General features: G+C 61.9%; 19 protein-coding genes. 12 read left to right on the top strand and 7 right to left on the bottom strand.

Going from position 1 to position 24,428, the window contains the following annotated elements:
• Positions 1 to 168 precede the first annotated feature (168 nt).
• From PRZ01_RS18045 to PRZ01_RS18005, 9 genes are all read left to right on the top strand, one after another.
• Positions 169 to 1,347, top strand: coding sequence for an acyl-CoA dehydrogenase family protein (locus tag PRZ01_RS18045; RefSeq protein ID WP_273598236.1), 1,179 nt, complete (start codon positions 169 to 171; stop codon positions 1,345 to 1,347).
• A 17-nt stretch (positions 1,348 to 1,364) separates the two neighbouring features.
• Positions 1,365 to 2,486, top strand: a complete 1,122-nt coding sequence (locus PRZ01_RS18040) for an acyl-CoA dehydrogenase family protein (protein ID WP_273598235.1) — start codon at positions 1,365 to 1,367, stop codon at positions 2,484 to 2,486.
• Positions 2,487 to 2,568: 82 nt separating this feature from the next.
• Positions 2,569 to 3,372, top strand: a complete 804-nt coding sequence (locus tag PRZ01_RS18035) for a pseudouridine synthase (protein ID WP_273598243.1) — start codon at positions 2,569 to 2,571, stop codon at positions 3,370 to 3,372.
• A gap of 232 nt (positions 3,373 to 3,604) precedes the next feature.
• Positions 3,605 to 5,554 (top strand): response regulator, encoded by a 1,950-nt coding sequence (locus tag PRZ01_RS18030; protein WP_273598234.1) that lies wholly within the window; start codon positions 3,605 to 3,607, stop codon positions 5,552 to 5,554.
• Between the two features lie 27 nt (positions 5,555 to 5,581).
• Positions 5,582 to 6,622 carry a bifunctional riboflavin kinase/FAD synthetase gene (locus PRZ01_RS18025; protein ID WP_273598233.1) on the top strand — a complete coding sequence of 347 codons (1,041 nt, stop codon included), beginning with the start codon at positions 5,582 to 5,584 and terminating at the stop codon, positions 6,620 to 6,622.
• Positions 6,623 to 6,721: 99 nt separating this feature from the next.
• Positions 6,722 to 9,565 (top strand): isoleucine--tRNA ligase, encoded by a 2,844-nt coding sequence (ileS, locus tag PRZ01_RS18020; protein WP_273598232.1) that lies wholly within the window; start codon positions 6,722 to 6,724, stop codon positions 9,563 to 9,565.
• Between the two features lie 23 nt (positions 9,566 to 9,588).
• The gene (gene lspA, locus PRZ01_RS18015; protein ID WP_273598231.1) at positions 9,589 to 10,098 is read left to right on the top strand and encodes a signal peptidase II; all 510 of its coding nucleotides are present in this window, start codon (positions 9,589 to 9,591) and stop codon (positions 10,096 to 10,098) included.
• 98 nt (positions 10,099 to 10,196) lie between these two features.
• Positions 10,197 to 11,027 (top strand): DUF2189 domain-containing protein, encoded by an 831-nt coding sequence (locus PRZ01_RS18010; protein WP_273598230.1) that lies wholly within the window; start codon positions 10,197 to 10,199, stop codon positions 11,025 to 11,027.
• A 196-nt stretch (positions 11,028 to 11,223) separates the two neighbouring features.
• A complete protein-coding gene (locus PRZ01_RS18005; RefSeq protein ID WP_273598229.1) occupies positions 11,224 to 12,780 on the top strand; it encodes a hybrid sensor histidine kinase/response regulator in 1,557 nt (518 codons plus the stop codon).
• A 46-nt stretch (positions 12,781 to 12,826) separates the two neighbouring features.
• Here the strand turns inward: PRZ01_RS18005 and PRZ01_RS18000 are convergent, their stop codons facing one another.
• The 3 genes from PRZ01_RS18000 to PRZ01_RS17990 form a co-directional block, all read right to left on the bottom strand.
• Entirely contained in the window at positions 12,827 to 13,834 is a 1,008-nt protein-coding gene (locus PRZ01_RS18000) for a quinone oxidoreductase family protein (RefSeq protein ID WP_273598228.1), read from the bottom strand.
• A 105-nt stretch (positions 13,835 to 13,939) separates the two neighbouring features.
• Positions 13,940 to 14,860, bottom strand: coding sequence for a DMT family transporter (locus tag PRZ01_RS17995; RefSeq protein WP_273598227.1), 921 nt, complete (start codon positions 14,858 to 14,860; stop codon positions 13,940 to 13,942).
• A gap of 63 nt (positions 14,861 to 14,923) precedes the next feature.
• Positions 14,924 to 16,105, bottom strand: a complete 1,182-nt coding sequence (locus tag PRZ01_RS17990) for an NAD(P)H-dependent flavin oxidoreductase (protein WP_273598242.1) — start codon at positions 16,103 to 16,105, stop codon at positions 14,924 to 14,926.
• A 388-nt stretch (positions 16,106 to 16,493) separates the two neighbouring features.
• Between PRZ01_RS17990 and PRZ01_RS17985 the strand changes: the two genes are divergently transcribed.
• From PRZ01_RS17985 to PRZ01_RS17975, 3 genes are all read left to right on the top strand, one after another.
• On the top strand, positions 16,494 to 17,594 hold the full coding sequence (locus tag PRZ01_RS17985) for a GGDEF domain-containing protein (RefSeq protein WP_273598226.1): 1,101 nt from the start codon (positions 16,494 to 16,496) through the stop codon (positions 17,592 to 17,594).
• 204 nt (positions 17,595 to 17,798) lie between these two features.
• On the top strand, positions 17,799 to 19,361 hold the full coding sequence (locus PRZ01_RS17980) for a sensor histidine kinase (protein ID WP_273598225.1): 1,563 nt from the start codon (positions 17,799 to 17,801) through the stop codon (positions 19,359 to 19,361).
• A gap of 161 nt (positions 19,362 to 19,522) precedes the next feature.
• Complete coding sequence (locus PRZ01_RS17975) at positions 19,523 to 20,101, top strand: porin family protein (RefSeq protein WP_273598224.1); 579 nt, start codon at positions 19,523 to 19,525, stop codon at positions 20,099 to 20,101.
• 80 nt (positions 20,102 to 20,181) lie between these two features.
• Here the strand turns inward: PRZ01_RS17975 and PRZ01_RS17970 are convergent, their stop codons facing one another.
• From PRZ01_RS17970 to PRZ01_RS17955, 4 genes are all read right to left on the bottom strand, one after another.
• A complete protein-coding gene (locus PRZ01_RS17970; RefSeq protein ID WP_273598223.1) occupies positions 20,182 to 20,388 on the bottom strand; it encodes a hypothetical protein in 207 nt (68 codons plus the stop codon).
• Between the two features lie 76 nt (positions 20,389 to 20,464).
• Positions 20,465 to 21,958 (bottom strand): sucrose phosphorylase, encoded by a 1,494-nt coding sequence (gene gtfA, locus PRZ01_RS17965; protein WP_273598222.1) that lies wholly within the window; start codon positions 21,956 to 21,958, stop codon positions 20,465 to 20,467.
• 61 nt (positions 21,959 to 22,019) lie between these two features.
• Positions 22,020 to 23,420 carry an MFS transporter gene (locus PRZ01_RS17960; RefSeq protein WP_273598221.1) on the bottom strand — a complete coding sequence of 467 codons (1,401 nt, stop codon included), beginning with the start codon at positions 23,418 to 23,420 and terminating at the stop codon, positions 22,020 to 22,022.
• Positions 23,417 to 24,424, bottom strand: coding sequence for a PfkB family carbohydrate kinase (locus PRZ01_RS17955; protein WP_273598220.1), 1,008 nt, complete (start codon positions 24,422 to 24,424; stop codon positions 23,417 to 23,419). The genes PRZ01_RS17960 and PRZ01_RS17955 overlap by 4 nt, the downstream gene beginning before the upstream one ends.
• Positions 24,425 to 24,428: the final 4 nt, after the last annotated feature.

Genomic DNA, 24,428 nt, shown 5'->3' with positions numbered 1-24,428 from the left:
GAGTTGCATTCACCCCGCCCTGGGGTGATCCCTGAGAAGCCACCCGCAAGGTGGCTTTTTTACGTCTGAGCCTTCGGCAATAAGACCAACTGTCCCTCGTTTGTCCCAAGAGAGACACCTTAAATTTGAACGTTCGTGCTAAAACTCCGCTGAATGTAGGAGACAAGCATGGACCTGAATTTCACGGCCGAAGAACAGGCCTTTCGCAGCGAGGTGCGCCAATGGGTGGCGCAAAACCTTCCCGCCGACATCAGCTACAAGGTGCACAACGCACTGCGCCTGAGCAAAGACGACCTGCAACGTTGGGCCAAGATTTTGGGCGCCAAGGGCTGGCATGGCTGGGCTTGGCCCAAGCAGTTTGGTGGTCCGGGCTGGAATGCCGTGCAACGCCATCTCTTCGAAGAAGAATGCGCTCTGGCCGGTGCGCCACGCATCCTGCCCTTCGGCCCGGTGATGGTGGCCCCCGTAATCATGGCCTTCGGCAGCCGCGAGCAACAAGAGCGCCACCTGCCCGGCATCATGAGCGGTGAGGTTTGGTGGAGCCAGGGTTATAGCGAACCCGGTGCAGGCTCCGACCTCGCTGGGCTGAAAACCCGGGCCGAGCGCCAGGGCGACAAATACATCGTCAACGGCCAGAAGACCTGGACCACACTGGGCCAACACGGCGACTGGATCTTCTGCCTCGTGCGCACCGACAACTCCGGCAAGCCGCAAACCGGTATTTCCTTCTTGCTGATCGACATGAAGTCGCCGGGCGTCACCGTGCGCCCCATCGTCATGCTGGACGGCGAGCACGAGGTGAACGAAGTGTTCTTCGACAACGTCGAGGTACCCGTCGGCAACTTGGTGGGCGAAGAAAACAAGGGCTGGACCTACGCCAAATACCTGCTGGCCCATGAGCGCACCAACATCGCCGACGTCAACCGCGGCAAGCGCGAGTTGGAGCGCCTCAAGCGCATCGCCAAGGCCGAAGGCCTCTGGGAAGACACCCGCTTCCGCGACCAGATCGCCTTGCTGGAAGTTGACCTGGTGGCACTGGAAATGATGGTACTGCGCGTCTTGTCCGCCGAAAAGAGTGGCAAGCAATCGCTGGACGTCGCCGGCCTGCTGAAGATTCACGGCAGCGAAATCCAACAGCGCTACACCGAACTGATGATGCAGGCGGCCGGCCCGTTTGCCCTGCCCTTCATCCATGAAGCGATGGAAGCGGGTTGGCAAGGCGACCACGTGGGCGCCGCCCACTGCGCCCCCCTGGCCAGCCACTATTTCAACTACCGCAAGACCACCATCTATGGTGGGTCCAACGAAGTGCAGCGCAACATCGTCGCGCAAACCGTGCTGGGCTGAGAGGAAGCGAGAACATCATGGATTTTGATTTCACCGAAGACCAAGAATCCCTGCGCGATGCGGTACGCCGCTGGGTGGACAAAGACTACAGCTTCGAGCGCCGGCGCGAGATCGTCAAAGCGGGCGGTTTTTCTCGCGAGGCCTGGGATGGATTGGCCGGGCTGGGCCTGATGGGCTTGGCCGTCTCTGAAGACCATGGCGGCCTGGGCTTTGGCCCGGTCGACGCCATGGTGGTGATGGAAGAACTCGGGCGGGGCATCGTCATAGAGCCCTACGCCCAGGCCGGGCTGATTGCCCCCACCGTGCTGCGCGAAGCGCCGCAGAGCGTCCAGTCGCAATGGATGCCCCGCATTGCCGGCGGCGAGGCCCTGATCGTGCTGGCGCATCAAGAGCGCGGTGCCCGCTACCGACTGGATCAACCCACCACCGTGGCTCAGAATGGCCTGCTCACTGGCGCCAAGTCCTTGGTGCTGGCGGGTGATCAGGCGGATGCCTGGATCATTCCGGCGCGCAGCGGCGAAGGCCTGCAAGCGGGTGTGGCGCTGTATCTGGTGGAACGCGGCGCTGCGGGTGTCGGCACCCGTGCTTACAGCCAGCAAGACGGTTCGCGTGCCGCAGAGCTGACCCTGCACAACACGCCAGCCACCTTGCTGGTTGGCCCCGAGCAAGGTTTGGCGGTGCTGGAGCGTGCCGTTGATGTTGGCATTGCCGCCCTGTGCGCGGAGGGCGTGGGCGCCATGGAGAAAATGCTGGCCATCACGGTCGAGTACCTCAACACGCGCAAGCAGTTTGGCATCGTCATCAGCAGCTTCCAGGCGCTGCGCCATCGCGTTGCCGACGTGAAGATGCAGCTTGAACTCGCACGCTCGATGAGCTACTTCGCCACACTCAAGATCAACGAGGCCCCGGCCGCCCGGCGCATGGCGCTCTCGCAGGCCAAGCTGCAACTGTGCAAATCCATGCGCTATGTGGGCCAACAATGCACACAGCTGCACGGTGGCATCGGCGTGACGGACGAGTACATCAGCAGCCACTACTTCAAGCGCCTGACGGTCATGTGCCTGCAGTTTGGCGACGATCTGCATCATTTGGGTGAAGTCAGCGCGCGTCTGCAAGACAGCGCTGGCGTATTCGTCTGAGCACGCAGCCGACTGCTGCACGGCTGGGCGCGGCCCAAGAAGTGGCTGAAGAACGCGACTGAGGGACAATAGACGCATGAAAATGCGTCTGTCCCAAATTCTCTTTTCCCAGGGCTTCGGCACCCGGCGGCTGTGCGCCGGTCTGATCTACAACGAAGAGGTCAGTGTCAACGGCGAGGTGGTCGATGACCCGGACGCCGAATTTGAGTGCGAAGGCTTCAGCTTTGAAGTCAGCGGCAAAACTTGGCCCTTCTACGACAAGGCCTTGATTTTGCTGAACAAGCCGACGGGCTATGAGTGTTCGCGCAAACCCAAGCATCACCCCAGCGTGATGAACCTGCTGCCCGCACCGCTGCGCGAGCGCGATGTTCAGCCCATCGGCCGTTTGGACGAAGACACTACGGGCCTGCTACTGCTGACCGACGACGGCACGTTGATTCACAAGCTCACCAGCCCCAAACACCATGTGCCCAAGGTGTATGAGGCGCAGTGCAAGCACCCCGTGACGCCCGAGCAAGTGGCTCAGTTGTTGGCCGGCGTGACCCTGCGTGAGCCGGAGCCCAAGGCCGAGGTCGCGGGGCGTGCGGCCAGTGCTTCGTCCAACTTCAAGTCCGCCGGCAAACCCTCGCCCAAGCCGGGCGCCGACGCCAAGCCCGCCTACACGCCAGAAGAGGTTCGCGCTGAAGGCGCCGAAGCCTTTGGCACCCATGGCCTGCGCCTGACACTGACCGAAGGCAAATACCACCAAGTCAAACGCATGGTGGCGGCGGTGGGCAATCGGGTGGAGAGCCTGCACCGCCCGCGCTTTGGCGCACTCGAACTGCCGGTCGATCTGAAACCGGGTGAATGGATTTGGATCAGCAGCCCCAAACTCATCACGCCCTGATATCTCCAACAGGGTCCGAATACGGCCTCGGTGCGCATTTGACACGGCGCAAACACCCACGGGTTTACCCATGAATGTGCGACGTATTTACGACGTTTCAGGGTTCATCCCGGGTAATTTGTAACATATTGAAGGTACAAAATCATTCCTTGGAGCTTGAGTGTGGCACGTAGAGGCCACCCCGCCCCAAAGGGGTCGCTGACAGGCGACTCGCTTATTGAGGGATATGAGAATGATCGCAGTACCGACCCCGGTCACGGGTGCCGAAACGCAGTGCCCTGACATCACCGGCAACGTGAAGTCAGAGCAACTGGCGTCCTTGCTGGGGCGAACCATCACGCCCAGCATCGCCGGGCTGATATTCAGCGTGATTCCGGTGATCCTCTTCTGGGCCTACCTGCCGCACGCGGTGCTGCTGTGCTGGCTGGTTGCCCGCACGATTCTGGTGGTGCTCCGGGTGACGGATTCCTTGCGCTTCAAGCGCATGAAGTCGCTACGCCTGAGCACGGACCGCCTCGAGACTTGGCGCAAACGCTATTTCCTGCTGCTCGGGATGGACGCACTGAGCTGGGGCTTGATGGCCTATTTGTTCTACATGCCCGGCGCGGCCGAACTCAACGCCATCATTCTCGCGGCCGTCGTGGCGGTGATGGCCATCAGCCTGTTCACGCTGGGCAATGCCTTCAGCACCAATCTGACTTTTTCGACCTTGTCGCTGGCGCCTATGGTGGTGCACCAATTCAGCCTGGGCACTCAATTGGGCGCAGTCACGGCCTTGGGCTTGATTGGCTTTCTGGGCTTGGCCCTGAACGAGTCACGCAAGATGGATCAGCGCGTCACAGCCCTGCTCCGCAACCGGTTTGCCAATGCATGGGTCGCCGAGCAACGCCAACTGGCTTTGCAATCCGCCGAGCATTCGAGCACCAGCAAGAGCCGTTTCGTGGCGGTGATGAGCCACGAAATCCGCACGCCACTCAACGGCATCCTGGGCATGACGCAATTGCTGGAACGCTCGTCGCTCGATACCCAGCAGCGTGAGCACGTCAACATCATGCGGCGCTCCGGCCAGCACTTGCTGGCCTTGGTCAATGACATCCTCGACCTTGCGCGCATTGAATCCGGCAAGCTGGCCGTGGACACCGGGCCGGTCAATTTGCACGAAACGGTTGAAGATGTGTGCCAGCTGCTGTCGCAAACCGCACATGAAAAGGGCTTGAATTTCGAACTCAAGCTCAGCCCCGCGCTGCCGCAATTCGCGCTGGGTGACGCCTCCCGCATCAAACAGGTGCTACACAACCTGATCGGCAATGCCATCAAGTTCACCGAACAGGGATTTGTGCGAGTGGACATCGGCACCATCCGCGACATGCGGGCCGGCAGCCTGCTCCGGTTTGCAGTGCAAGACAGCGGTGAAGGCATTGCTGCCGACCAATTGGAGCGCGTGTTCGCGCCCTTCGAGCAAGCACAAGACCAGCGCCACAAGGCGCCGCGCCGTCAGGATGGCACCGGGCTTGGGCTGACCATCTCCCGCGAACTGGCCCGCGCCATGGGCGGCGACCTGCGCTGCAGCTCCGCGCCTGGCCATGGCTCTTTGTTTGAATTCACCCTGCCCTTGCTGCCCTGTGAGACAGGGGCTACTGAAAAGCCCGGCGATTCGCCGAGCCAGAATCTACCCACGATCGAAGCTCACCTTGTGAAGCAGGACGCAGCGCCTGTCATCGCAAACAATGCGCCCTCGCCCATCACCGACACCCGCCAAAGCAGCAAGCGGGCAGCGCGCGTGATGCCGCAGCTCAGCGGCCGAGTACTGTTGGTGGACGATAGTGCGGTCAATGTACTGGTTGCCTCGTCCATGTTGCAACAGTGTGGCTTGCGCGTCGATCAGGCTGAAAACGGCCAGGAGGCGCTTGATCGCCTGCAAGACCAGGCCTACGACTTGGTGCTGATGGACTGCCAGATGCCCGTGATGGACGGCTTCGAGGCCACCCGTCGCTGGCGCAGCCATGAGCGCGCCCAATTCTCGCCGCGCATCCCCATCGTTGCGCTGACCGCCAGTGCGGTGAACGGCGACCGTGAGCGCTGCATCCAGTGCGGCATGGACGACTACCTCGTCAAGCCCTTCGAAATGGATGATCTACTCGGTGTGGCGCAACGTCATTTGCAGGTGGCCACACCCGCTTGAAGCGCGCCGGGCGGCGATAATCCCTTGATGCAGGTATTTCGCGGTTTTCATCATCCCGGCATCGCCAGCGCTTGCGCCTTGACGATCGGTAATTTCGATGGCGTCCATCGAGGCCATCAGGCCATGTTGGCCTTGCTCAAATCAGAGGCGGCGCACCGGGGCTTGCCGAGTTGCGTGATGACCTTCGAGCCCCACCCGCGGGACTACTTCGCGGCACGGCTGAGCAAGCCGGAGCTGGCTCCCGCCCGCATTGCCCTGCTGCGCGACAAGCTCAGCGAGTTAGAGCGCTGCGGCATCGACCAGGCCGTGGTGCTGCGCTTCGATGAAACCTTGGCCAGCCTGAGCGCGCAGGATTTCATTCGACAAGTACTGATCCTAGGCCTGGGTGCCAAATACATTCTGGTGGGCGATGACTTCCGCTTTGGCGCCAAGCGCCAGGGCGACTACGCCACGCTGGACGCGGCCGGCCGCAGCCACGGTTTCGACGTGGCCCGCATGATGAGCTATGAGGTGCATGGCCTGCGCGTCAGCAGTTCGGCGGTTCGCGAGGCCTTGCATGGCGGTGACATGGACGCCGCTGCCCGGCTGCTGGGTCGGCCCTACGCCATCTCCGGGCATGTGGTTCACGGTGCCAAGCTGGGGCGCAGCCTGGGTGAATCCAGCCCTGCGGCTGCCGATGGCTTTCGCACCTTGAACCTGCGCTTCACCCACGACAAGCCAGCCGCCCACGGCATCTTTGCGGTGCGCGTGCATGGGCTGGCCGCCACGCCGTTGGACGGTGTGGCCTCGCTGGGCGTGCGCCCTACGGTAGAAGACGCCGGCCGGGTGCTGCTTGAAGTCCATTGCCTGGACTGGCCAGCCAAACTGGGCCAGAGCGGCGGCTACGGTAAACTCGTGCACGTGGAACTCCTGCACAAAATTCGCGATGAAGCCCGTTTTGACGGGCTGCCCGCCCTGACGGCCGCCATCGCCCAAGATGTGCGGGATGCTCGCGCCTTTCTCGCTGGCACGCCGGCCCAGGGACCGCACGCGGCACTGCGGCGCCAGACCACGCGCGACCGAATTTGAGGCTGACAGCGGGCCTGCCCCGCTGATCTTTGCAGCCCTCCGCCCTCCTGCTCAATGCATCTCCTGGCCGCCGACTTCGCGCGGCCCGAAAGTTTCGCCATGACGACCAACGCCAAAGACTACCGCGCCACCCTGAACCTGCCGGACACGCCCTTCCCCATGCGCGGCGACCTGCCCAAGCGCGAGCCGGGCATGGTCAAGGAGTGGGAGACGCATGGCGTCTACAAAAAGCTGCGCGATGCCCGCTGCGGCGCGCCCAAGTTCGTGCTGCACGACGGCCCGCCCTATGCCAACGGCCAGATCCACATCGGCCACGCCGCCAACAAGATCCTGAAAGACATGATCGTCAAGGCCCGGCAGTTGAAGGGCATGGACGCCGCCTACATCCCCGGCTGGGACTGCCACGGCTTGCCGATCGAAAACCAGATCGAAAAAACCTTCGGCCGCGGCCTGCCGCGCGATGAGGTGCAGGCCAAGAGCCGTGCCTATGCCGGCGAGCAAATCGACGCCCAACGCGCAGACTTCAAACGCCTGGGCGTGCTCGGCGAATGGGACAACCCGTATCGCACCATGAACTTTGCGAACGAGGCCGGCGAGATCCGCGTCTTGAAGCGTTTGTTCGAGCGCGGCTTCGTCTACCGCGGCCTGAAACCCGTGTACTGGTGCTTTGACTGCGGCTCCTCGCTGGCCGAGTTCGAGATCGAATACGCCGACAAGCAAAGCCCTGCGGTGGACGTGGCGTTCCTCAGCGCCGAGCCCGCCAAGCTTGCCGCGGCCTTCGGCCTGCCCGCGCTGGACAAAGACGCGTTCACCGTCATCTGGACCACCACCCCCTGGACCATCCCGGCCAACCAAGCGCTCAACCTCAACCCCGAGCTGAGCTACGCCTTGGTGGACACGCCGCGCGGCATCTTCATGGTGGCTGAAGCGCTGGTGGAAAAGTGCCTGATCCGTTGGCAGCTTGAAGGCCAAGGCCGCGTGCTGGCCACCACTCTGGGCAAGAACCTGGCGATGCAGCAGTTCAAACACCCTCTCGCCCATGTGGATGCCGGCTACGACCGCGTGAGCCCCGTCTACCTGGCCGATTACGCCACTGCCGAAGACGGCACTGGCGTGGTCCACTCCGCGCCAGCCTACGGCCTGGACGACTTCCAGAGCTGTGTTGCGCACGGCATGGCGTTCAAAGACATTTTGAACCCGGTGCAAGGCAACGGCCAGTACGAAGCTGCGCTGCCGCTGTTCGGCGGCCTGCACATCTGGAAGGCCAACCCGGTGATCGCCGAGGCGCTGGAAGCCGCCGGTCGCCTGCTCTCGCACACCAAGATCACCCACAGCTACCCGCACTGCTGGCGCCACAAGACGCCAGTGATCTACCGCGCCGCAGCCCAATGGTTTGTGCGCATGGACGAGGGCGTGGGCGTATTTGCCCAAGAGGCGCCGGAGAAATGCCTGCGGCAAACCGCACTGGACGCCATCGAAGCAACCAGCTTCTACCCCGAAAATGGCCGCGCCCGGCTGCGCGACATGATCGCCGGCCGCCCCGACTGGTGCATCTCGCGCCAGCGCAGCTGGGGCGTACCCCTGCCCATCTTCTTGCACAAGGACACCGGTCTGCCGCACCCCGACACCCTGGCCTTCATCGAACGCGCCGCCGCTTTGGTGGAAACCGGCGGTGTGGAAGCCTGGGCCAAGTTGGACGCCGCCGAATGGCTGGGCGCTGAAGCCGAGTCCTACAGCAAGGGCGCCGACATTCTGGACGTGTGGTTCGACTCCGGCTCCACGTTTGAGCACGTGCTCAAAGGGAGCCACCAGGGTGCAGCCCACGCGCAAGGCCCCGAAGCCGACCTCTATCTGGAAGGCCACGATCAGCACCGTGGCTGGTTCCACTCCAGCTTGCTGATCGCCTGCGCCTTGTACGGCCGCGCGCCCTACAAGGGCTTGCTGACGCACGGCTTTGTCGTTGACGGCAAGGGCCGCAAGATGAGCAAGTCAGAGGGCAATGTGGTGGCGCCACAAACCGTCAGCGAAAAGATGGGCGCTGAAATCATCCGCCTGTGGTGCGCCTCGACCGATTATTCAGGCGACCTTGGCCTGGACGAAAAAATCCTCGCCCGTGTGGTGGACGGCTACCGCCGCATCCGCAACACCTTGCGCTTCCTGCTCGCCAACGTCAGCGACTTCGACGCCCAGGCCGACGCCGTGCCGCTGGCAGAGTTGCTGGAAGTGGACCGCTTTGCCCTGGCTCGCGCCGCAGAGTTGCAGGCCGACATCCTCGCCCACTTCGAACGCTATGAATTTCACCCCGTGGTGGCCAAGCTGCAGGTCTATTGCTCCGAAGACCTCGGCGCCTTCTACCTCGACGTGCTGAAAGACCGCCTCTACACCACCGCACCCAAGAGCTTGGCACGCCGCTCGGCACAGACCACCTTGTGGCACCTGACCAATGCCATGCTGCGCTGGATGGCGCCCTTCCTCAGCTTCACGGCCGAAGAAGCCTGGAAGGTTTTCGCCGGCGCCCAGCCGGGTGACAGCATCTTCACCGAAACCTATTGGCAGTTTGCGGAACCCGATGCGGCCTTGCGCACCAAATGGTCGCGCATCCGCGAGATCCGCGAGGCAGTCAACAAGGCCATCGAGGCCGTGCGCAGCGAAGGCGCGGTAGGTTCTTCCTTGCAAGCCGAAGTCACCCTCGGTGTGGCCGCCGCCGATCTGCAACTGCTGCAGTCGCTGGGCGGGGATTTGAAGTTCGTCTTCATCACCTCGGCCGCCCGTCTCGTCGAGGCGCCTGAGTTGACCGTGGCCGTCACTCCATCCGCCCAAGCCAAATGCGAACGCTGCTGGCATTACTGCGCCGATGTGGGCAGCAACCCCGAGCATCCGACGCTGTGCAGCCGTTGCGACAGCAATCTGCATGGTGCCGGTGAAACCCGTCTCATCGCCTGACCCGGCCCGAAAGCAATTCAAACATGGCAACAAGAAAATCGGGGGGCGGTTCAAGCCAGCAGATCAGCCTGAACCGCTGGCTGGCTTTGGCACTGATCGTCATTTTGCTGGACCAGTTCACCAAGGTGCTGATCGTTGGCACCTTTCAACTGGGAGACAGCCGCTATGTCACCAGCTTCTTCAACGTGGTGCGGGTGCACAACCTGGGCGCGGCCTTCAGTTTTCTGCATGACGCGGGCGGCTGGCAGCGTTGGTTCTTTGTCGGGCTGGGGGTTGTGGCCACGGGCGTCATTGTCTGGATGCTGCGCCGTCACGGCCATCAAACCCTGTTTGCCACGGCGCTGAGCCTGATCTTGGGCGGCGCCATCGGCAATGTGATTGACCGCCTGCTGCACGGCTATGTGGTCGACTTCATTCAGGTGCATTGGCGCAATGCGTACTACTTCCCGGCGTTCAACATCGCTGACAGCGGCATCACCGTCGGTGCGGCGCTGCTGATTTGGGACGAATTACGCCGGGTGCGCCGCAGCTAATTGCCCAGGCGGCTTCGCCAACAGAGCGGGTTTTCCATCAGGCTTGCCTGCTGAAAACCCCGCTTTCTGTGCGCCCGGGCCTGCCCTAAGCTGAGGGCATGACGCCCCACGATACTCCCGCCCCATCCCAGCCCATTCCGGTGTCCATTCCCACACCGGAAGCCCGCCCCGCCGACAGCGTTTTCGACATCGAATTGCGGCCCTTGCCCTGGAGTGCTCCTTGGCGATGGCTGAAGGCCGGTTGGCGTGATTTTCGCCGCGCGCCCGCCATCGGCCTCTTCTACGGCTTGTGCTTCACCTTGATGGGCTGGGCCGTGCTTCGGGTATTTCAAACAGCGCCGGTGTACACCCTGGCGTTGTCTGCAGGCTTTTTGCTGGTCGGCCCCTTCATGTGCCTGGGCCTGTATCAAGTGAGCTATCGCTTGGAGGCAGGTGAGGTGCCGGGGTTGCTGGATTCACTGACCTCCTGGCGCCGCCGCATATCGCAACTCGCCATCTTTGGCTTTGTCTTGTTGATTCTGGAGATGCTGTGGGCCCGCTCCGCCTTGGTGGTGTTTGCAGTGAGCTTCAACGGCATGCCAGACTTTGCAGGTTCCATCGCCAAGCTGCTTGACCTCGAAAACCTTGGCTTCATTGTCGCCTACCTGGCCGTTGGTGCCGTGTTTGCCGGGCTGATCTACGCCGTCTGCGTGATCTCCATCCCCATGCTGCTGCACCGGGACACCGATGCCATCACCGCCGGCCTCACCAGCTTGCGCCTGGTATTGACCCAAACCGGCGTCATGATTTTGTGGGGCAGCCTGATCACAATCCTCGTGGTGCTGGCGATGATTCCTGGCTTTGCCGGGCTGCTGGTGGTGGGGCCTGTGCTGGGCCATGCCAGTTGGCACGCTTACCGCGAAGCAGTGGTTGACGCCCCTGGCGCTTGAGTGACCCGTCGCTTCCACAGACATCGCCCTCACGAACACAGCCTCCGCTGACATTGCCCGTTAGACATTGCCCGTTAGTTGAGCAAATCATGCCGAATTAATTGAATTTGGCGGGCCAGCCCCAGCGGCCAAGCTCGGTGAGGCAAGAGACAATCGGCGTTTGCCTCCTCCGCTGTATACCGCCGCCCACACAGCCATGCTCGACTTTTCCTGCCTGACCCACTACGACTGGCTCGACGTGCCCATGTGGGTGTTCGACCATGAACGACAGCGCAATCTGTGGGCCAATGCAGCGGCATTGCGCTTCTGGCAGGCCGGCAGCGCCGAAGAGTTTCTGTCGCAAGACTACTCCGACACGGCCGAAGCCGTGCGCGAGCGCCTGGCCGTCACCGCCGCCGACCACGCCCAAGAAAAAATCGTTCGCGAGCAATGGACGCTCTACCCGAAAGGCCAACCCACCACGGCCATGCTGGTGTCACGGGGCATTCGCACCCCGGACCGCCGCCAAGTCATGCTGTTTGCGGCGGACTCACTGGCCAGTGGCGACGATCTGGGTTTGCTACGTGGCGTGGAAGCCCTGCAGCACACTTCGGTGCGCATTGCCGTCTTCAGCCTCAAAGACGGCAGCGTGCTGATGCGCAACCCCGCGGCCGCGCTGGCCTTCACCGGCCAAGGTGCGGCGGTGTTCAACGACTTTGCCGGCATTTTTGTCGACCCCTCGGACGCGCAAGCCATCTTCGCCCAAGTGCATGCAGATGAAAGCTACCGCAACGAGGTTGAGTTGATGACCGCGCAAGGCCCCTGCTGGCACGCGGTCAACGCCCGCCCCATGCGCGACCCGGTGACGGGCGAGCCAACGCTGCTGCTCAACGCCCGTGACATTGCCGACCTCAAGGCCAGCCAGGCCGCCCTGGTGGCCGCCCGCGAAGCCGCTGAGGCGGCCAGCCTGGCCAAAAGCAGTTTTCTGGCCAATATGAGCCACGAGATCCGCACCCCCATGAATGGTGTGCTGGGCCTGACCGAATTGGTGCTGCAAACCGAGCTGAATGACAAGCAGCGCCGCTTCATCGAGCTGGCCCACAGCTCGGCCAAGGGGCTGATGGTCATCATCAACGACTTGCTGGACGTGGCCAAGATCGAGTCGGGCCGGGTGGTGATTGAACAAGCCCCCTTCTCCCTGCACGACTGCCTGCGCGAAGCCCTTCACCCGCTGCTGCTGCAGGCGCATGAAAAAGGCATTCAGCTCAATGCCCGCGTGCAACCCGGTGTGCCCCAGCATGCCGTGGGGGACGCCTTGCGGCTGCGCCAGGTGCTGGTCAATCTGGTCGGCAACGCCCTCAAATTCACCGAAAAAGGCGAAGTACGGGTGGAAGTGCAACGCCTTGACCTGAACGAAGACGGCCAAGAAATCGATCCTGAATCTCCGCAACTTCGCCTGCGCTTTGCGGTGCATGACACCGGCATTGGCATGACCCGCGAGCAAATCTCGAAAATCTTCGAGCCCTTCACCCAGGCGGACGGCAGCATCACCCGCCGCTTTGGTGGCACCGGCCTGGGCCTGACCATCGTGCAGCGCCTGGTCTTGCTGATGGGCGGTCAGGTGCAGGTGGAAAGCCTCTCGGGCACCGGCTCTTGCTTCAGCTTTGAAGTGCCGCTGCACCGCCAGAGCAAGGCCGTGGAAGAGGCGCCTACCGCAGCCGCAGCCAATACGGGGCCCACAGCGCCGGCCTCCCAGACCGCGCCCCAAGCCTGATGCCCCGCGGCTTGATTCAAGCCACCTCTAGCGATATCAGCTCGCGTCAGGTTAACAGCACGCCGCAGCCCACGGTGGTCCGCGCTTCCATGTCGCGATGCGCCTGGACGACTTCCGCCAAGGGGTAGCGCTGTTCAACAGGGATTCTCAGCGTGCCACGGCTCACCATGGCGAACAATTCATCGGCCATGGCCTGGCTGGCCTCGCGGGTGGCGAGATGGGTGAACAAGGTAGGCCGGGTCAGATACAAAGACCCCTTGGCCGCCAAGGTACCCAGATTGACCGGCGGCACAACGCCCGACGCGTTGCCAAAGCTCACCATCAGGCCAAAAGGCGCCAGACTGTTCAAAGAGCCCTCCCAGGTGTCAGCGCCCACCGAGTCGTAAACCACCTTGACGCCCCGGCCTTCGGTAATTTCACGCACGCGGGTCGCAAAATCAGGCTCGCTGCGGTAGTTGATGACATGGGCCGCGCCGGCTTGCCGGGCCAGCTCGCACTTCTCGTCCGAGCCCGCTGTGCCGATCAATTGCAGCCCCAACGCCTTGGCCCACTGACAGGCGATCAAGCCCACACCCCCGGCAGCGGCATGAAACAAGACCGTGTCACCAGCCTGCAAGCCGCCCTGAGGCAAGGTGCGGCGCAGCAGGTACTGAGCCGTCAGCCCCTTGAGCATCATGGCGGCACCGGTTTCAAAAGAAATGTCGTCAGGTAGCTTGCAAACCGAACGGGCGGGCAGCACCCGAGCGGTCGCGTATGCGCCGGGCGGCGGGCTGGCATAAGCCGCACGGTCGCCCACAGCCAGATGGGTGACACCCTCGCCCACCGCCTCCACCACGCCCGCGCCCTCCATGCCCAGGCTGTGCGGCATGGGCAGCGGATAGACACCATTGCGGTGATAGATGTCGATGAAGTTGAGGCCACACGCCTTGTGGCGGATGCGCACCTCGCCAGGGCCAGGCATGCCCACTTCAATGCTCACCAGCTTGAGCTGCTCCGGCCCGCCGACCTGGTCGATACGCACGACCTTTTCGCTAGAGGTCCAAGTACTTGTCATCGCAACATGCTCCCATGGAATCAATGCGCACGATGCTGCCACGGCCGCAGGAATCTTGCTTGCGCAGGGCCATGATTCTTGCCTGCGCTCTTGCCAGCCTCTATCTCAGCGCCAGCGCGTCAGCAGCCAAACGCCGCCCATCACCAGCACGGTACCCGCCGCCACCCAGGGCGTGAAGGGCTCGCCCAAAATCACCACGCCCATCAAGATGGTAGACATCGGCCCAATCATGCCGGTCTGCGCGGCCAGGGTGGCCCCGACGCGTTCGATGGCCATCATGACCATCAACACCGGTGCAAATGTGCAGGCCGTCGCGTTCAAGATCGACAGACGAATCACTTGCGGGTCCACCGCCTGCAGCGCGCTCCAGCTGTGCGTGCCGCGTACCAACAAGAACTGCCCAATGCACAGCACACAAGCCACACTGGAGGCCAACCCAGTCAGGCGCAAAGCGCCCAAGCGCCGAACCTCCTCACCGCTGAACAGCAGGTACAGCGCATAGCTGACAGCGCTGCCAAACACCAGCCCCGCACCCAGCCAGACATGGCTGCCCTGGACATGCAACTCCTGGCCAAACACCAGCAGCACGCCTGAATAACTCACAGCCAAAGCCACCAACTGCCGCGTGCTGACCCGGCGTTTGAAAAACACCCAACCGAGCAAGAGCACCAGGGTGGGGTTGAGGTACAGGATCAGGCGCTCAAAGCTGGCGGAGACATAGGCCAGACCCGCAAAATCAAGAAAGCTCGCCAAGTAGTAGCCCGAAAAACCCAGGCCCAGAATCACCCAGCCGTCTCGGCGGGTCAGCGCCGGTTGGCCACGCCCTGCCCACCAGGCCAGCACAACAAACAGCGGTAGCGCAAACAACATGCGCAACATGATCAAGGTGACTGCGTCAACGCCGTAGCGATAGGCCAGCTTCACGATGATGACCTTGCCCGAGAAGGCAACAGCGCCCAATGAGGCCAACAACAAACCCGGCCAGATGGGCTTGGACGAAACTTTAGGCAGGGCGTGTGCAGTCATGTCCGGGCATTTTAAGAGCCCGGGCTTTCAAGCCCCTGTCCTTACGCTTGCCGAATGGGCAACTCAGGCTGTGTAAGGCTGCAAGGGTGCGCCCAGCAAACGCATCATCAATTCACGTGCCGAGCGGATTTCCTTGCCAAATGGCAACGCACCCGCGCCACGGAAGAACAACCCCTTGTGAGTGTCGCCGCGCAGGGCGGCAGCCAATTGGTTGTCGATGCAAAACTGGCCCCAATCCTTCAAGCCATCGCGCAAGCCGCATTGCGCCAAGCAGTCAAACGCCTTGGTGCAGCGGCTCTTGACTTGCGCCACGGCCTGCAGCTTGGGTGCGGCGCGCAGGTAGTTGCGCAACCAGGGGGTGCCGACCGCCCGCGCGGGCAGCCCGGCAACGCTGGTGAACTCCACCAGATCCTCATCGCTGGCTTCGGCCAGAACGCGCTTGAATTCCGCGTGCGCATCGCAATCGGTGGTCACGGCGAACGGCGTGCCCAGTTGCACGCCCGCCGCGCCCAGTGCCTGCAGGCGTTGAATGTCTTCAAAGCTGCGCACACCACCGGCCACGATCAAAGGGATCTTGCCCGCGATGCCTGCTTTCTCGAAGTACGCCAAGCATTCAGGGATCACCCGCTCGAAATCAAAGCGGGGGTCATTCAAATCGTCCACCTTGGCCGCACCCAGATGGCCGCCTGCCAAGCGGGGGTGTTCAATCACGATGGCATCGGGCAAGCGGTTCTTGCGCTCCCATTTGCGCACGATGAGTTGCACGCCCCGCGCATCGCTCAAGATGGGAATCAGTGCAACATTCGGGTGATCAACCGCCAAGTCAGGCAAATCCAAGGGCAAGCCCGCACCAACAACGATCGCATCGACACCGTGCTCCAAGGCGCGCTTGATCGAGGAGGCGTATTCAGTCACCGCTCGCATCACATTCAAGGCCACCAGGCCCATGCCGCCACTGCGTTCACGCGCGCCAGCGATTTCACGCTCCAGGGCGATCAGATTCACTTCATCGATCAATGCCTTGGCCGCGTCACCCGCGTTGTGCCCTTCGGTACGAGCCATCAAATCAGGGTGATGACGCCGCAAGTCGACCGAACTCAGCGTGCCCACGCCGCCCAGGGATGCCACGCTGCCCGCAAGACGCTGGGCACTGACCCCAACGCCCATGCCGCCCTGCACCACCGGCAACAGGCGCCGTCCCTTGATGATGAGGGGCGCCAAGCCGCTACGCTCAAACAAAGGCATCAAATCGGGAGCAATGGAATTCACAGTCATGATGATGCGCGAGTACCGCAACGCAGTTCCAGGAAAGAACCACGCCGCCGCCTGGCGCGAAAAATTGCCAAGTCGACACCGTAAGGCCAGTCACTGCGGGAATAGTTGACAAATATCAGGCCAGATTCGATTCGTCCCCCTAAATTGAACTTTTTTTGGATGCGCTGATGACCGATAGCCCAACCATCAGGGGTTGGCGCCCATCAAGTCTTCATGAAAGGCGCCGAGGTGGCCCCGCTTCAAGCGCCGACCCACAGGGCGCTTGAAGCTCGCCGCCCGCCAGCAGCCGCAAGCGCCCTGACAAGGAGCGGCCAGGTCGAACACCACGAACACGAACCGCGCTCGAAGGAATCGGATGATGAGATATACAGACAGTCTTGCCCGCAGTGCCGAACACTTGCGCGCTGCCTTGCCCCTAATGACCCGCCAACGCGCCGCCCTGCATCCGGTCAGCTATGCGGTTTGGTATGAGTTCGTTAGTGCCCGCAACCTGGCTTTGCACCAAGCTGTGTTGACGCACACCCGCGACGGCGCCACGCTGGATGAAGCACAAACCTGGGCGCTCTATCAGGACCACATTGGCAGCCAACTGACATCCCTGGACGCCGCAACTGCCCAAAAAGTCGGCGACGGCCTGGCCCGGGTGCTCGACACCATGGCGGCTTCAGCGGCCGAAGCCGGACAAGAAACTGCCCGTTTCGACAACTCGCTCAACACCTGGGTCGAACAATTGTTGGGTGACCCCAACCAACAGACACAAGCCGACGTACTTCAAGAACTACTCAGTGGCAGTCGCGAAATTCGCGGCGCCGTGGGCGCGCTTCAAAGCCAACTCAGCCAGAGTCAGCACGAGATTGAAGCCCTTCGCCAAGAAGTTCGACACGCCCGCAATGAAGCGTTGGTTGATGCGTTGACGGGCCTATCCAACCGCCGCGCCTTCGATCAGGCCTTGAGTACATGCCTTGCCAACAGCGCGCACAAGCCCGATGACCCCAAGGCCGCCGCCAGCACCGCGCCCTGCTTGGTGCTGGGCGATATTGACTTCTTCAAGCGAATCAACGACAGCTTCGGCCATGGATTTGGCGACCAGGTGCTGCGGGCTGTCGCTCAAACACTCAAAACTGTCGCCGCCAACGACATCATCACCGCCCGCATCGGGGGCGAAGAATTTGCACTCCTGCTGCCCCGCAGCAGTCTCGACCAGGCAGAAGGCTTGGCGGAAAAAATGCGCAGCACCGTGGCCAAGGGCCGAATTCGCCGAGGCGAACAAGCGCAGGAGCAGCAGAACGTCACCATTTCCTTCGGCGTGACACAACTCGCCCCCGGCGAGAGCGCGAACGATTTTCTCAACCGAGCTGACCGTGCCCTCTATGCATCCAAACATCAAGGCCGCAATCGCGTCACCGTACTGACATCCGACAGCAACGACGCGCAAGAACCCGTCAAATTAAGGGCTTAGGTTAAGAACAAGTTCTTGGCCAATGGCAGGGAATTTGCAACTGGCGGGTATGCCCGGCTTCTGAAATAAGCAGCTTGGGCCTACACTGCGTTCACCGCGCAATGTGCTTTATCGCCTCACCATGACGCTCTATCTGCACAGACAAAGTTCATCCCGAAAACAGCCCCGCCGCATCTTCGGTCGCAACCCTCTTCAGGCCTGAACATGCGGTCGTCTCTGCGCTTTGCTGTCGTGCTGGCTCTGTTGCTGGGCTTGCTCTTGCCGACCACCTTGGTGTTGTTGTTTGACCTGCAAAAAACCCGGCGTGTGGCGCTTGAAGACGTCAAGCGCGACCTCAATCGCAGCGCCGAAGTGATGGCTCTTTCTTTGGCGGAACCGGTGTGGCAGGTGTCACCCGATTTGGCGGAGCCGATGATCAAGGCCCAATTCGATGACCCTCGTTTTGTCTCCGTGGTCGTGCGGGAACCATCAACTCCGGTGCCCTTCCAAGAACACCGCAGGGCGCAACCGGCGGGTGAGCAAGACTTGACACTTGAAGCATCGCACCCCGTCATTCGAGACGGCCGCCAAATCGCCACCGTCACGGTGCAAATGAGCGCAGCGCCACTGCTGGCCGAAAAACAGGCCGACATGGTGCGAACCCTGTGGCGCAGCGGTGCCACCCTCACCTTTTCATTGGTGCTGATTCTGATCGTGATGCAGTCCAGGGTGCTCAAACCCATGACGCGCCTGACCCAAGCCGCCGAGGCGCTCGCCGCAGGTGAACTCGACAAACCGCTCCGCTTAGGCGGCAGCGATGAGATTGCCCGCGTCGGCCTGGCGATGGAGCGCATGCGCCAATCGCTTCTGCACGCCTTCGAATCCTTGCGCCAGCATGCCAGCACACTGGAAGATCAAGTCAAACAACGCACGCTCGAGTTGACCCACAGCAACGAAGACCTCCGTCAAGCGCTTGGGCACCTGCGCACCGCCCAGCACGAATTGGTGGAGTCCGAAAAATTGGCCTCTCTGGGTCGTTTGGTGGCTGGCGTAGCCCACGAATTGAACACACCGCTGGGTAATTCGCTGACCGTGGTGTCCTCGCTGGAGGACCGCTTCCGCCGCATGGAAGACATGCTCGCCAACAACACGCCCATGCGCCGCAGTGTGCTCGAAGAATTGGTGCGTGACGCCCGCCGAGGCCAAGACATTCTGCAGCGCAACGTACAGAAGGCGGCGGATTTGGTGCGCGAATTCAAACAAGTGGCGATCGACCAAACCTCAGACCTGCGCCGGGACTTCGACCTCGCCAAAGTGGTGGAAGACGTGCTGGTGATGGTGGAGCCCAGCTTCAAGCACACCCCCTACAAGTTGCAAATCGATTTGAGCCCCGACATTTTGATGAACAGCTACCCCGGCTCACTGGGCCAGGTGCTGACCAATCTGATGATCAACGCGCTCGTGCACGGCTTTGACGGTAGAGACCATGGCGTGCTGACCCTGCAATGCCGGCGCCTGAGCCCTGGCGAAGCGGAGTTGACTGTCACCGACGACGGCGGCGGCATGGACGAAGCCGTGCGCCGGCGGATTTTCGACCCCTTCTTCACCACCAAATTGGGCACCGGCGGGTCGGGCCTGGGCATGCACATCGTGCACAACCTCGTCACCCACGTGCTGGGCGGCCAGATCGAAGTCATCAGCAGCCCCGGCCAGGGCTCCAGCATGGTGATTCGCATGCCGTGTATTGCGCCGCAGCGCGCCACCGAGGCCACCGACAGCACTTTGTAGAAATTTACTCAACGTCAAAAGAGGTCACACTCGCAATACAGGGTTTGTACCGAGTATTCCGGACACCATCACCACAATGAAGACATCGTCACAAAACTGCTTTTCAGGCCGTTTAGGGCGAAGCCAAATTTCTGGTGAACCGTTCAAGGAATGCATTAGTCATGAACTTCAAAAAAACAAACTCTGTCACTGTGCTGGCGTTCACAACGCTGGCGGCCATGGTCACGGCGGCATCCGCAGATGAGCCCCGTCGAGCCGATACCGGCTATTACGTTGGCGGCGAAATCGGTCGCTCAAACACCGACCTGAGCAGCGCCCAATCTCCGGCCCCCAGCCTGGAAAAGCGTGACACCAGCTACGGCATCCACGGCGGCTACCAGTTCAATCAATATTTCGGCACGGAACTGAGCCTCAACGCACTGGGCAAGCACAAGATCGGCGACACCGAGGCCAAAACCACCGTGATTTCGCTGGATGCCATCGGGCGCCTGCCTGTCAACGACCAGTTCAGCCTCTTCGGGCGCCTGGGTGTTGCGCATCTGGATCGCGACTTCAAAGGCCTGAGCACCATCGACGGCGGCAACTCCACTGGCCTCAAAGTAGGTTTGGGCGCCGACTACGCTTTGGATAAAAACTGGTCGCTGCGCACCGAAGTAACCCGTTACAACAACGCCCCTACCGCCGGGCTGTACGACAAGACGCTCGACACCTGGACGGTGGGCGTGAACTATCGTTTCTGAGCGCTTTCAGCGCTTCGAAATAACAAAGGGTCGGTACGGCAATGGCATCGGCCCTTTGTTCATTTCGGGTCTCTTGGGACTTACATGGAAGCCGCTGAGGCTGCAGGGGCTGCCGACGCAGCGCCGTCCACCGGAGCAGCTTCGCTGGCCGCGGAGGCCGGGGCGTCGGTGTGTTGTGCGGCCACATCATGCTTTTCTCCGCCCATGTCGATGCTGCCGCCGCTCTTGCTCAAGATGAAGAGCGCCAGCGCTGCGAAGAGGATGAAGCCGACGAATAATTTCCACATGGTGCGTATCTCGCAAGTCAATTTCGATGCGCGATTGTTGACGTCAAAGCTGACGCCGACCTGAGCATCACGACGACTATTGCGGATAGCGGATCAACCGACCAGCGCCCTCAACGCCAGCCTCACCATTCCCGCTGAAGAAAAGCTCATGTGCCAGCGTCTCAAAATCCACGCTCAAACGTGCCTCATGTATGCCGGTGCGCCAGCGCATGTGCAAGGCTTGTGCGCTTGAGGGCAACAATTCGAAGGTGCCAGTAAACGCAGGATGCGCGTTGCGCAGGCGAATCAACTGGACCAAGGACTGCACCACCGGGCGCCGCAGCGCCAACTCGACTTCAGCCGCGTCGTAGCGATGTCGGTTGATGTCGCGCCCGACGCCTGTGCGGGACAGCAGTTCCATGTCGTTATGCCCGGCCAACAAGCCCACGTAATAGACCTGGGGCACACCGGGCAGAAAGAACTGCAAGGCCCGCGCCAGCAGATAGCGGCAATCATCGCGGCCCAGGGCGTCGTAGAAAGTGCAATTGACCTGATACAGATCCAGATTGGAGGCCGCAGCGCCCGTGGCTTGGCGGCTCTGCCCTTGGCTCAGGCTGTGAATACGCTCCACCAGGGCATCCAACTCCGCGGGTGGCACCAGACCGGGTGAACCGACCCGATCCGCGCCATCGGCACCAATGTCGATGATGCCAATACCGTCATGCGTGTCCAGCACGGTCAGGGCATTGCAGGGCCGCTGCGCAATCCAGCGCTTCAAGGGTTCGGCGGTCTTGAAGAAGAAGGCATGCAGCGCCAGCGGCGGCAAGGCGAAGTCGTACACCCAGTCGACCTGCCGCGCGATCTCGATCTGCCTTTGGAAATAAGAATGAATTTCCACCAGCACCTCAATGCCCAGCGCCTTGGCGCGCCCGGCAAATTCGGCGATGAAGTCGAAGGTCTCGGGCATCATGAAGCAGTTGTCGCCCGCTTTTTTGATGGCATAACCCGCAGCATCCAGGCGCACCATGCGAATGCCTGACGCCGCAAAGCGCTGCAAGATGCTGTCCAGATAGGCTCGCCCTTCCGGGTGCTGCACGTCGATGTCCAACTGCTTGGGCGTGAAGGTGGTCCAGAGAATTTTTTTCTGGCCATTTTTGAGCTGCACGCAATGCAGCGGCAGCCCTGGCCTTGGGCGATAGACCTTCAGCAAACTCCGCTCATTGGCGCCGTCAGGAAACACCGCGTCCAAGGTCAGAAACATGCCAGCGTAGGGCGACGCATCGCCCCGCTCCGAATAGTCCAGAAATTGCGGCGAGTCCGCAGACACGTGATTGACGATGACATCGGCCATCACCTCCGTGTCTTGGCTGAGCGCCAGAATGTCGGACCAATCGCCGAGCCGAGGGTCCACCTGCGTGTGATCAATCGGATCGAAGCCAGCGTCCGCACCATCAATAGGGTAGAAAAATGGCAGCAGATGAACGCCACCAAACACGCCCTGCATGGGGCCTTTGAGCCATTGGCGCAGGCTGGCGATGTCGCCGCCGCCCATCCGGTCGACATAGGTAATGAGTTGTACTTGGTTCTTCATGGCAGAGCAATTCAGGCGAAAGGACGGGGCGAAATTTGGGAGCCGGTGCGTTCAGCGGGCATCAACCGGCATCAACCGGCGTAGAAGCCGAGGGCGCGGTTTTAACGCGCAGCACCGCCACAGCGGCAAGCAGCAACAGGCCACCGGCGAGGCGGATGACGTTTGCGGGTTGCCCGCCGAGCCAGCTGTTGTAGATCAGCGGCAACGTCAACATCTGGATCAGCATCGGGATGACGATGAACATATTGAAAATGCCCATGTACACGCCCGCCCGCTGCGGCGGAATGCTGCCCGCCAAAAGCACATAGGGGTTGCCCATGATGCTGGCCCAAGCCAGCCCCATGCCCACCATGGGGACAAAAAGCAGCCAGCGGTTGCTGATCTCGGGGACGGCCCACAGGCCCACGCCGGCCAGCGTCAGGCAAAGCGCGTGAACCTTCTGCGCACCGAAGCGGCGGGTGAAGGGCAGCAGCGCAAAGGCCGCGAAGAAGGCGACGAAGTTATAGAAGCCCCCGATCTGCCCATTCAACAAACCGGCCTCACGAAAACCGCTTGAGGTGGCGTCGCTGCTGCCAAAGATCGTTTGCGCCAGTGCTGGCACGATGTAGATCCAGTAGCACATCATGCCGTACCACTGAAACAGTTTCATCCACCACAACTGGCGCATGGTGGGCGGCATGTCTTTGATGGCGCCGACAATCTCCCGCCAGGTCGACCCCAAGCCACGTGGCAACTGCGCCAAACGCTGCAACTCATCGGTACTCAGCGGCAGTTCAGGCACACGCCGCACCGACCACCACACCGTGGTGAAAGAAAAAACCGCACCGACCATGAAGGCCACCACCGTGGTCTGCGGAATATGGCTGCCGTTGACGGCGTCACGATCCATGCCCAGCCACACCATGAGAGACGGCGTGAGGTAGGCCAGTGTCTGCGCCAGCCCGGTAAACGCGCTCTGCGTGAGAAAGCCTTGCGCATGTTGGGCGGGATTCAGGCGGTCGCTGACATAGGCGCGATAAGGCTCCATGGTCACGTTGTTGGCGGCATCCAGAATCCACAACAATCCAGCGGCAAACCACAGCGTGGGGCTGCCTGGCATCAGCAACAGCCCCAAGCTGCAGAGCAGCGCGCCAATCATGAAGTACGGCGTGCGGCGCCCCCACCGCGTGACCGTGCGGTCGCTCATCGCGCCGATGAGGGGCTGCACTAGCAAGCCCGTCAACGGCCCCGCCAGCCACAGCAAAGGCAAGCTGGCCTCGTCCGCCCCCAGGTATTTGTAGATGGGGCTCATATTGCTTTGTTGCAGACCAAAGCTGAACTGAATGCCGAAGAACCCGACATTCATGTTGACGATCTGCCAGAAGCTCAAATGCGGTTTGGCCGGGTCCGACGCGGTTGCCGCTGCCGCTGTCGTTGTCGTTGTCGTTGTCGTTGTCGTGGCCACTGCCGAAGAGGTGTTCATGTACGGGTCTCCTCCGCCAAGGCCGCCCGCCAAGGCGCGAAGAACGCGTCACCATCCGGTATCGGCCCTCGCTCACCGCACAGCGCTGCCGCGTAGCGATTTGCCAAGGCCAGGGCCTGTACCAGGGTTTGGCGACGCAGGGTCGCCGCCAACAACATGGCGGAGAAGGCATCGCCCGCGCCAACCGTATCCACCAAGCGCGGCACCGGCGCCGCAGCGCCCTCCATCAAGACCTGCCCCCCTGCGCCGAAGGCAGCGTAGCCCGCCGCACCGCGCGTCAACACCAGCATGCGCAAACCAAAGCGCTGTTGTAAGGCGTCCACCGCGCCACTCAATTCAATCGGTGCCGCGAGAGGGTCCAACTCGGCATCACTCGCCCGGCCGAACCATGCGAACAGCTGCGCCAACTCGCCTTCGCTGACCTTGACCCAATCAGCGCGAGACAAGCTCTGCGCCGCCAGATCTGGCTCACTGCTGCCCGGACGAAGATTCAGGTCCAAATAGCACAGCGCCGCCTGAGCCCGGGCTTGCTCGGCCAGCGCGCGCACGCTCCGCCGTGAGGGTTCGCTGCGTTGCGCCAGGCTGCCAAAATAAAAAATACGCGGCCGCGTGTGGGCAAGCAAGGCCTGCGCGGGCGCCAGCGCAATGTGCTCCCAGGCGGCGGGCCCATGAATGGTGAAAACATGGGCCCCGCTGCCCTCACCTGCATCATCCGGGCTCCCTGCACCCGCTTGCTCGCTGACGCTGACTCGGCCGCTGGGCCATGCCGGTGTCAGCTGTAAGCCCGCTTCATCCAGATGGAATCGACGCATACTGGCCAAAATGCACTGACCCGCTGTATCGTCTGAATTGAGTGCCGACAGCAACAAAACCTTCGCCGGGGCGACCAAGGCCGCCAGCGATCGCGCCACATTGAAGGGCGCCCCGCCCGCAACCTTCCGGTCGTGAAACTCATCCACCAAGGTTTCCCCCAGCAGGCAGACGCCCCCTTCAATTGCAGTCACGTGG

It is taken from the genome of Roseateles koreensis (assembly GCF_028595305.1).
Lineage (GTDB): Bacteria > Pseudomonadota > Gammaproteobacteria > Burkholderiales > Burkholderiaceae_C > Paucibacter_A > Paucibacter_A koreensis.
Note: the sequence above shows the minus strand (reverse complement) of the source record. Positions and strands in the feature narration are given on the sequence as shown.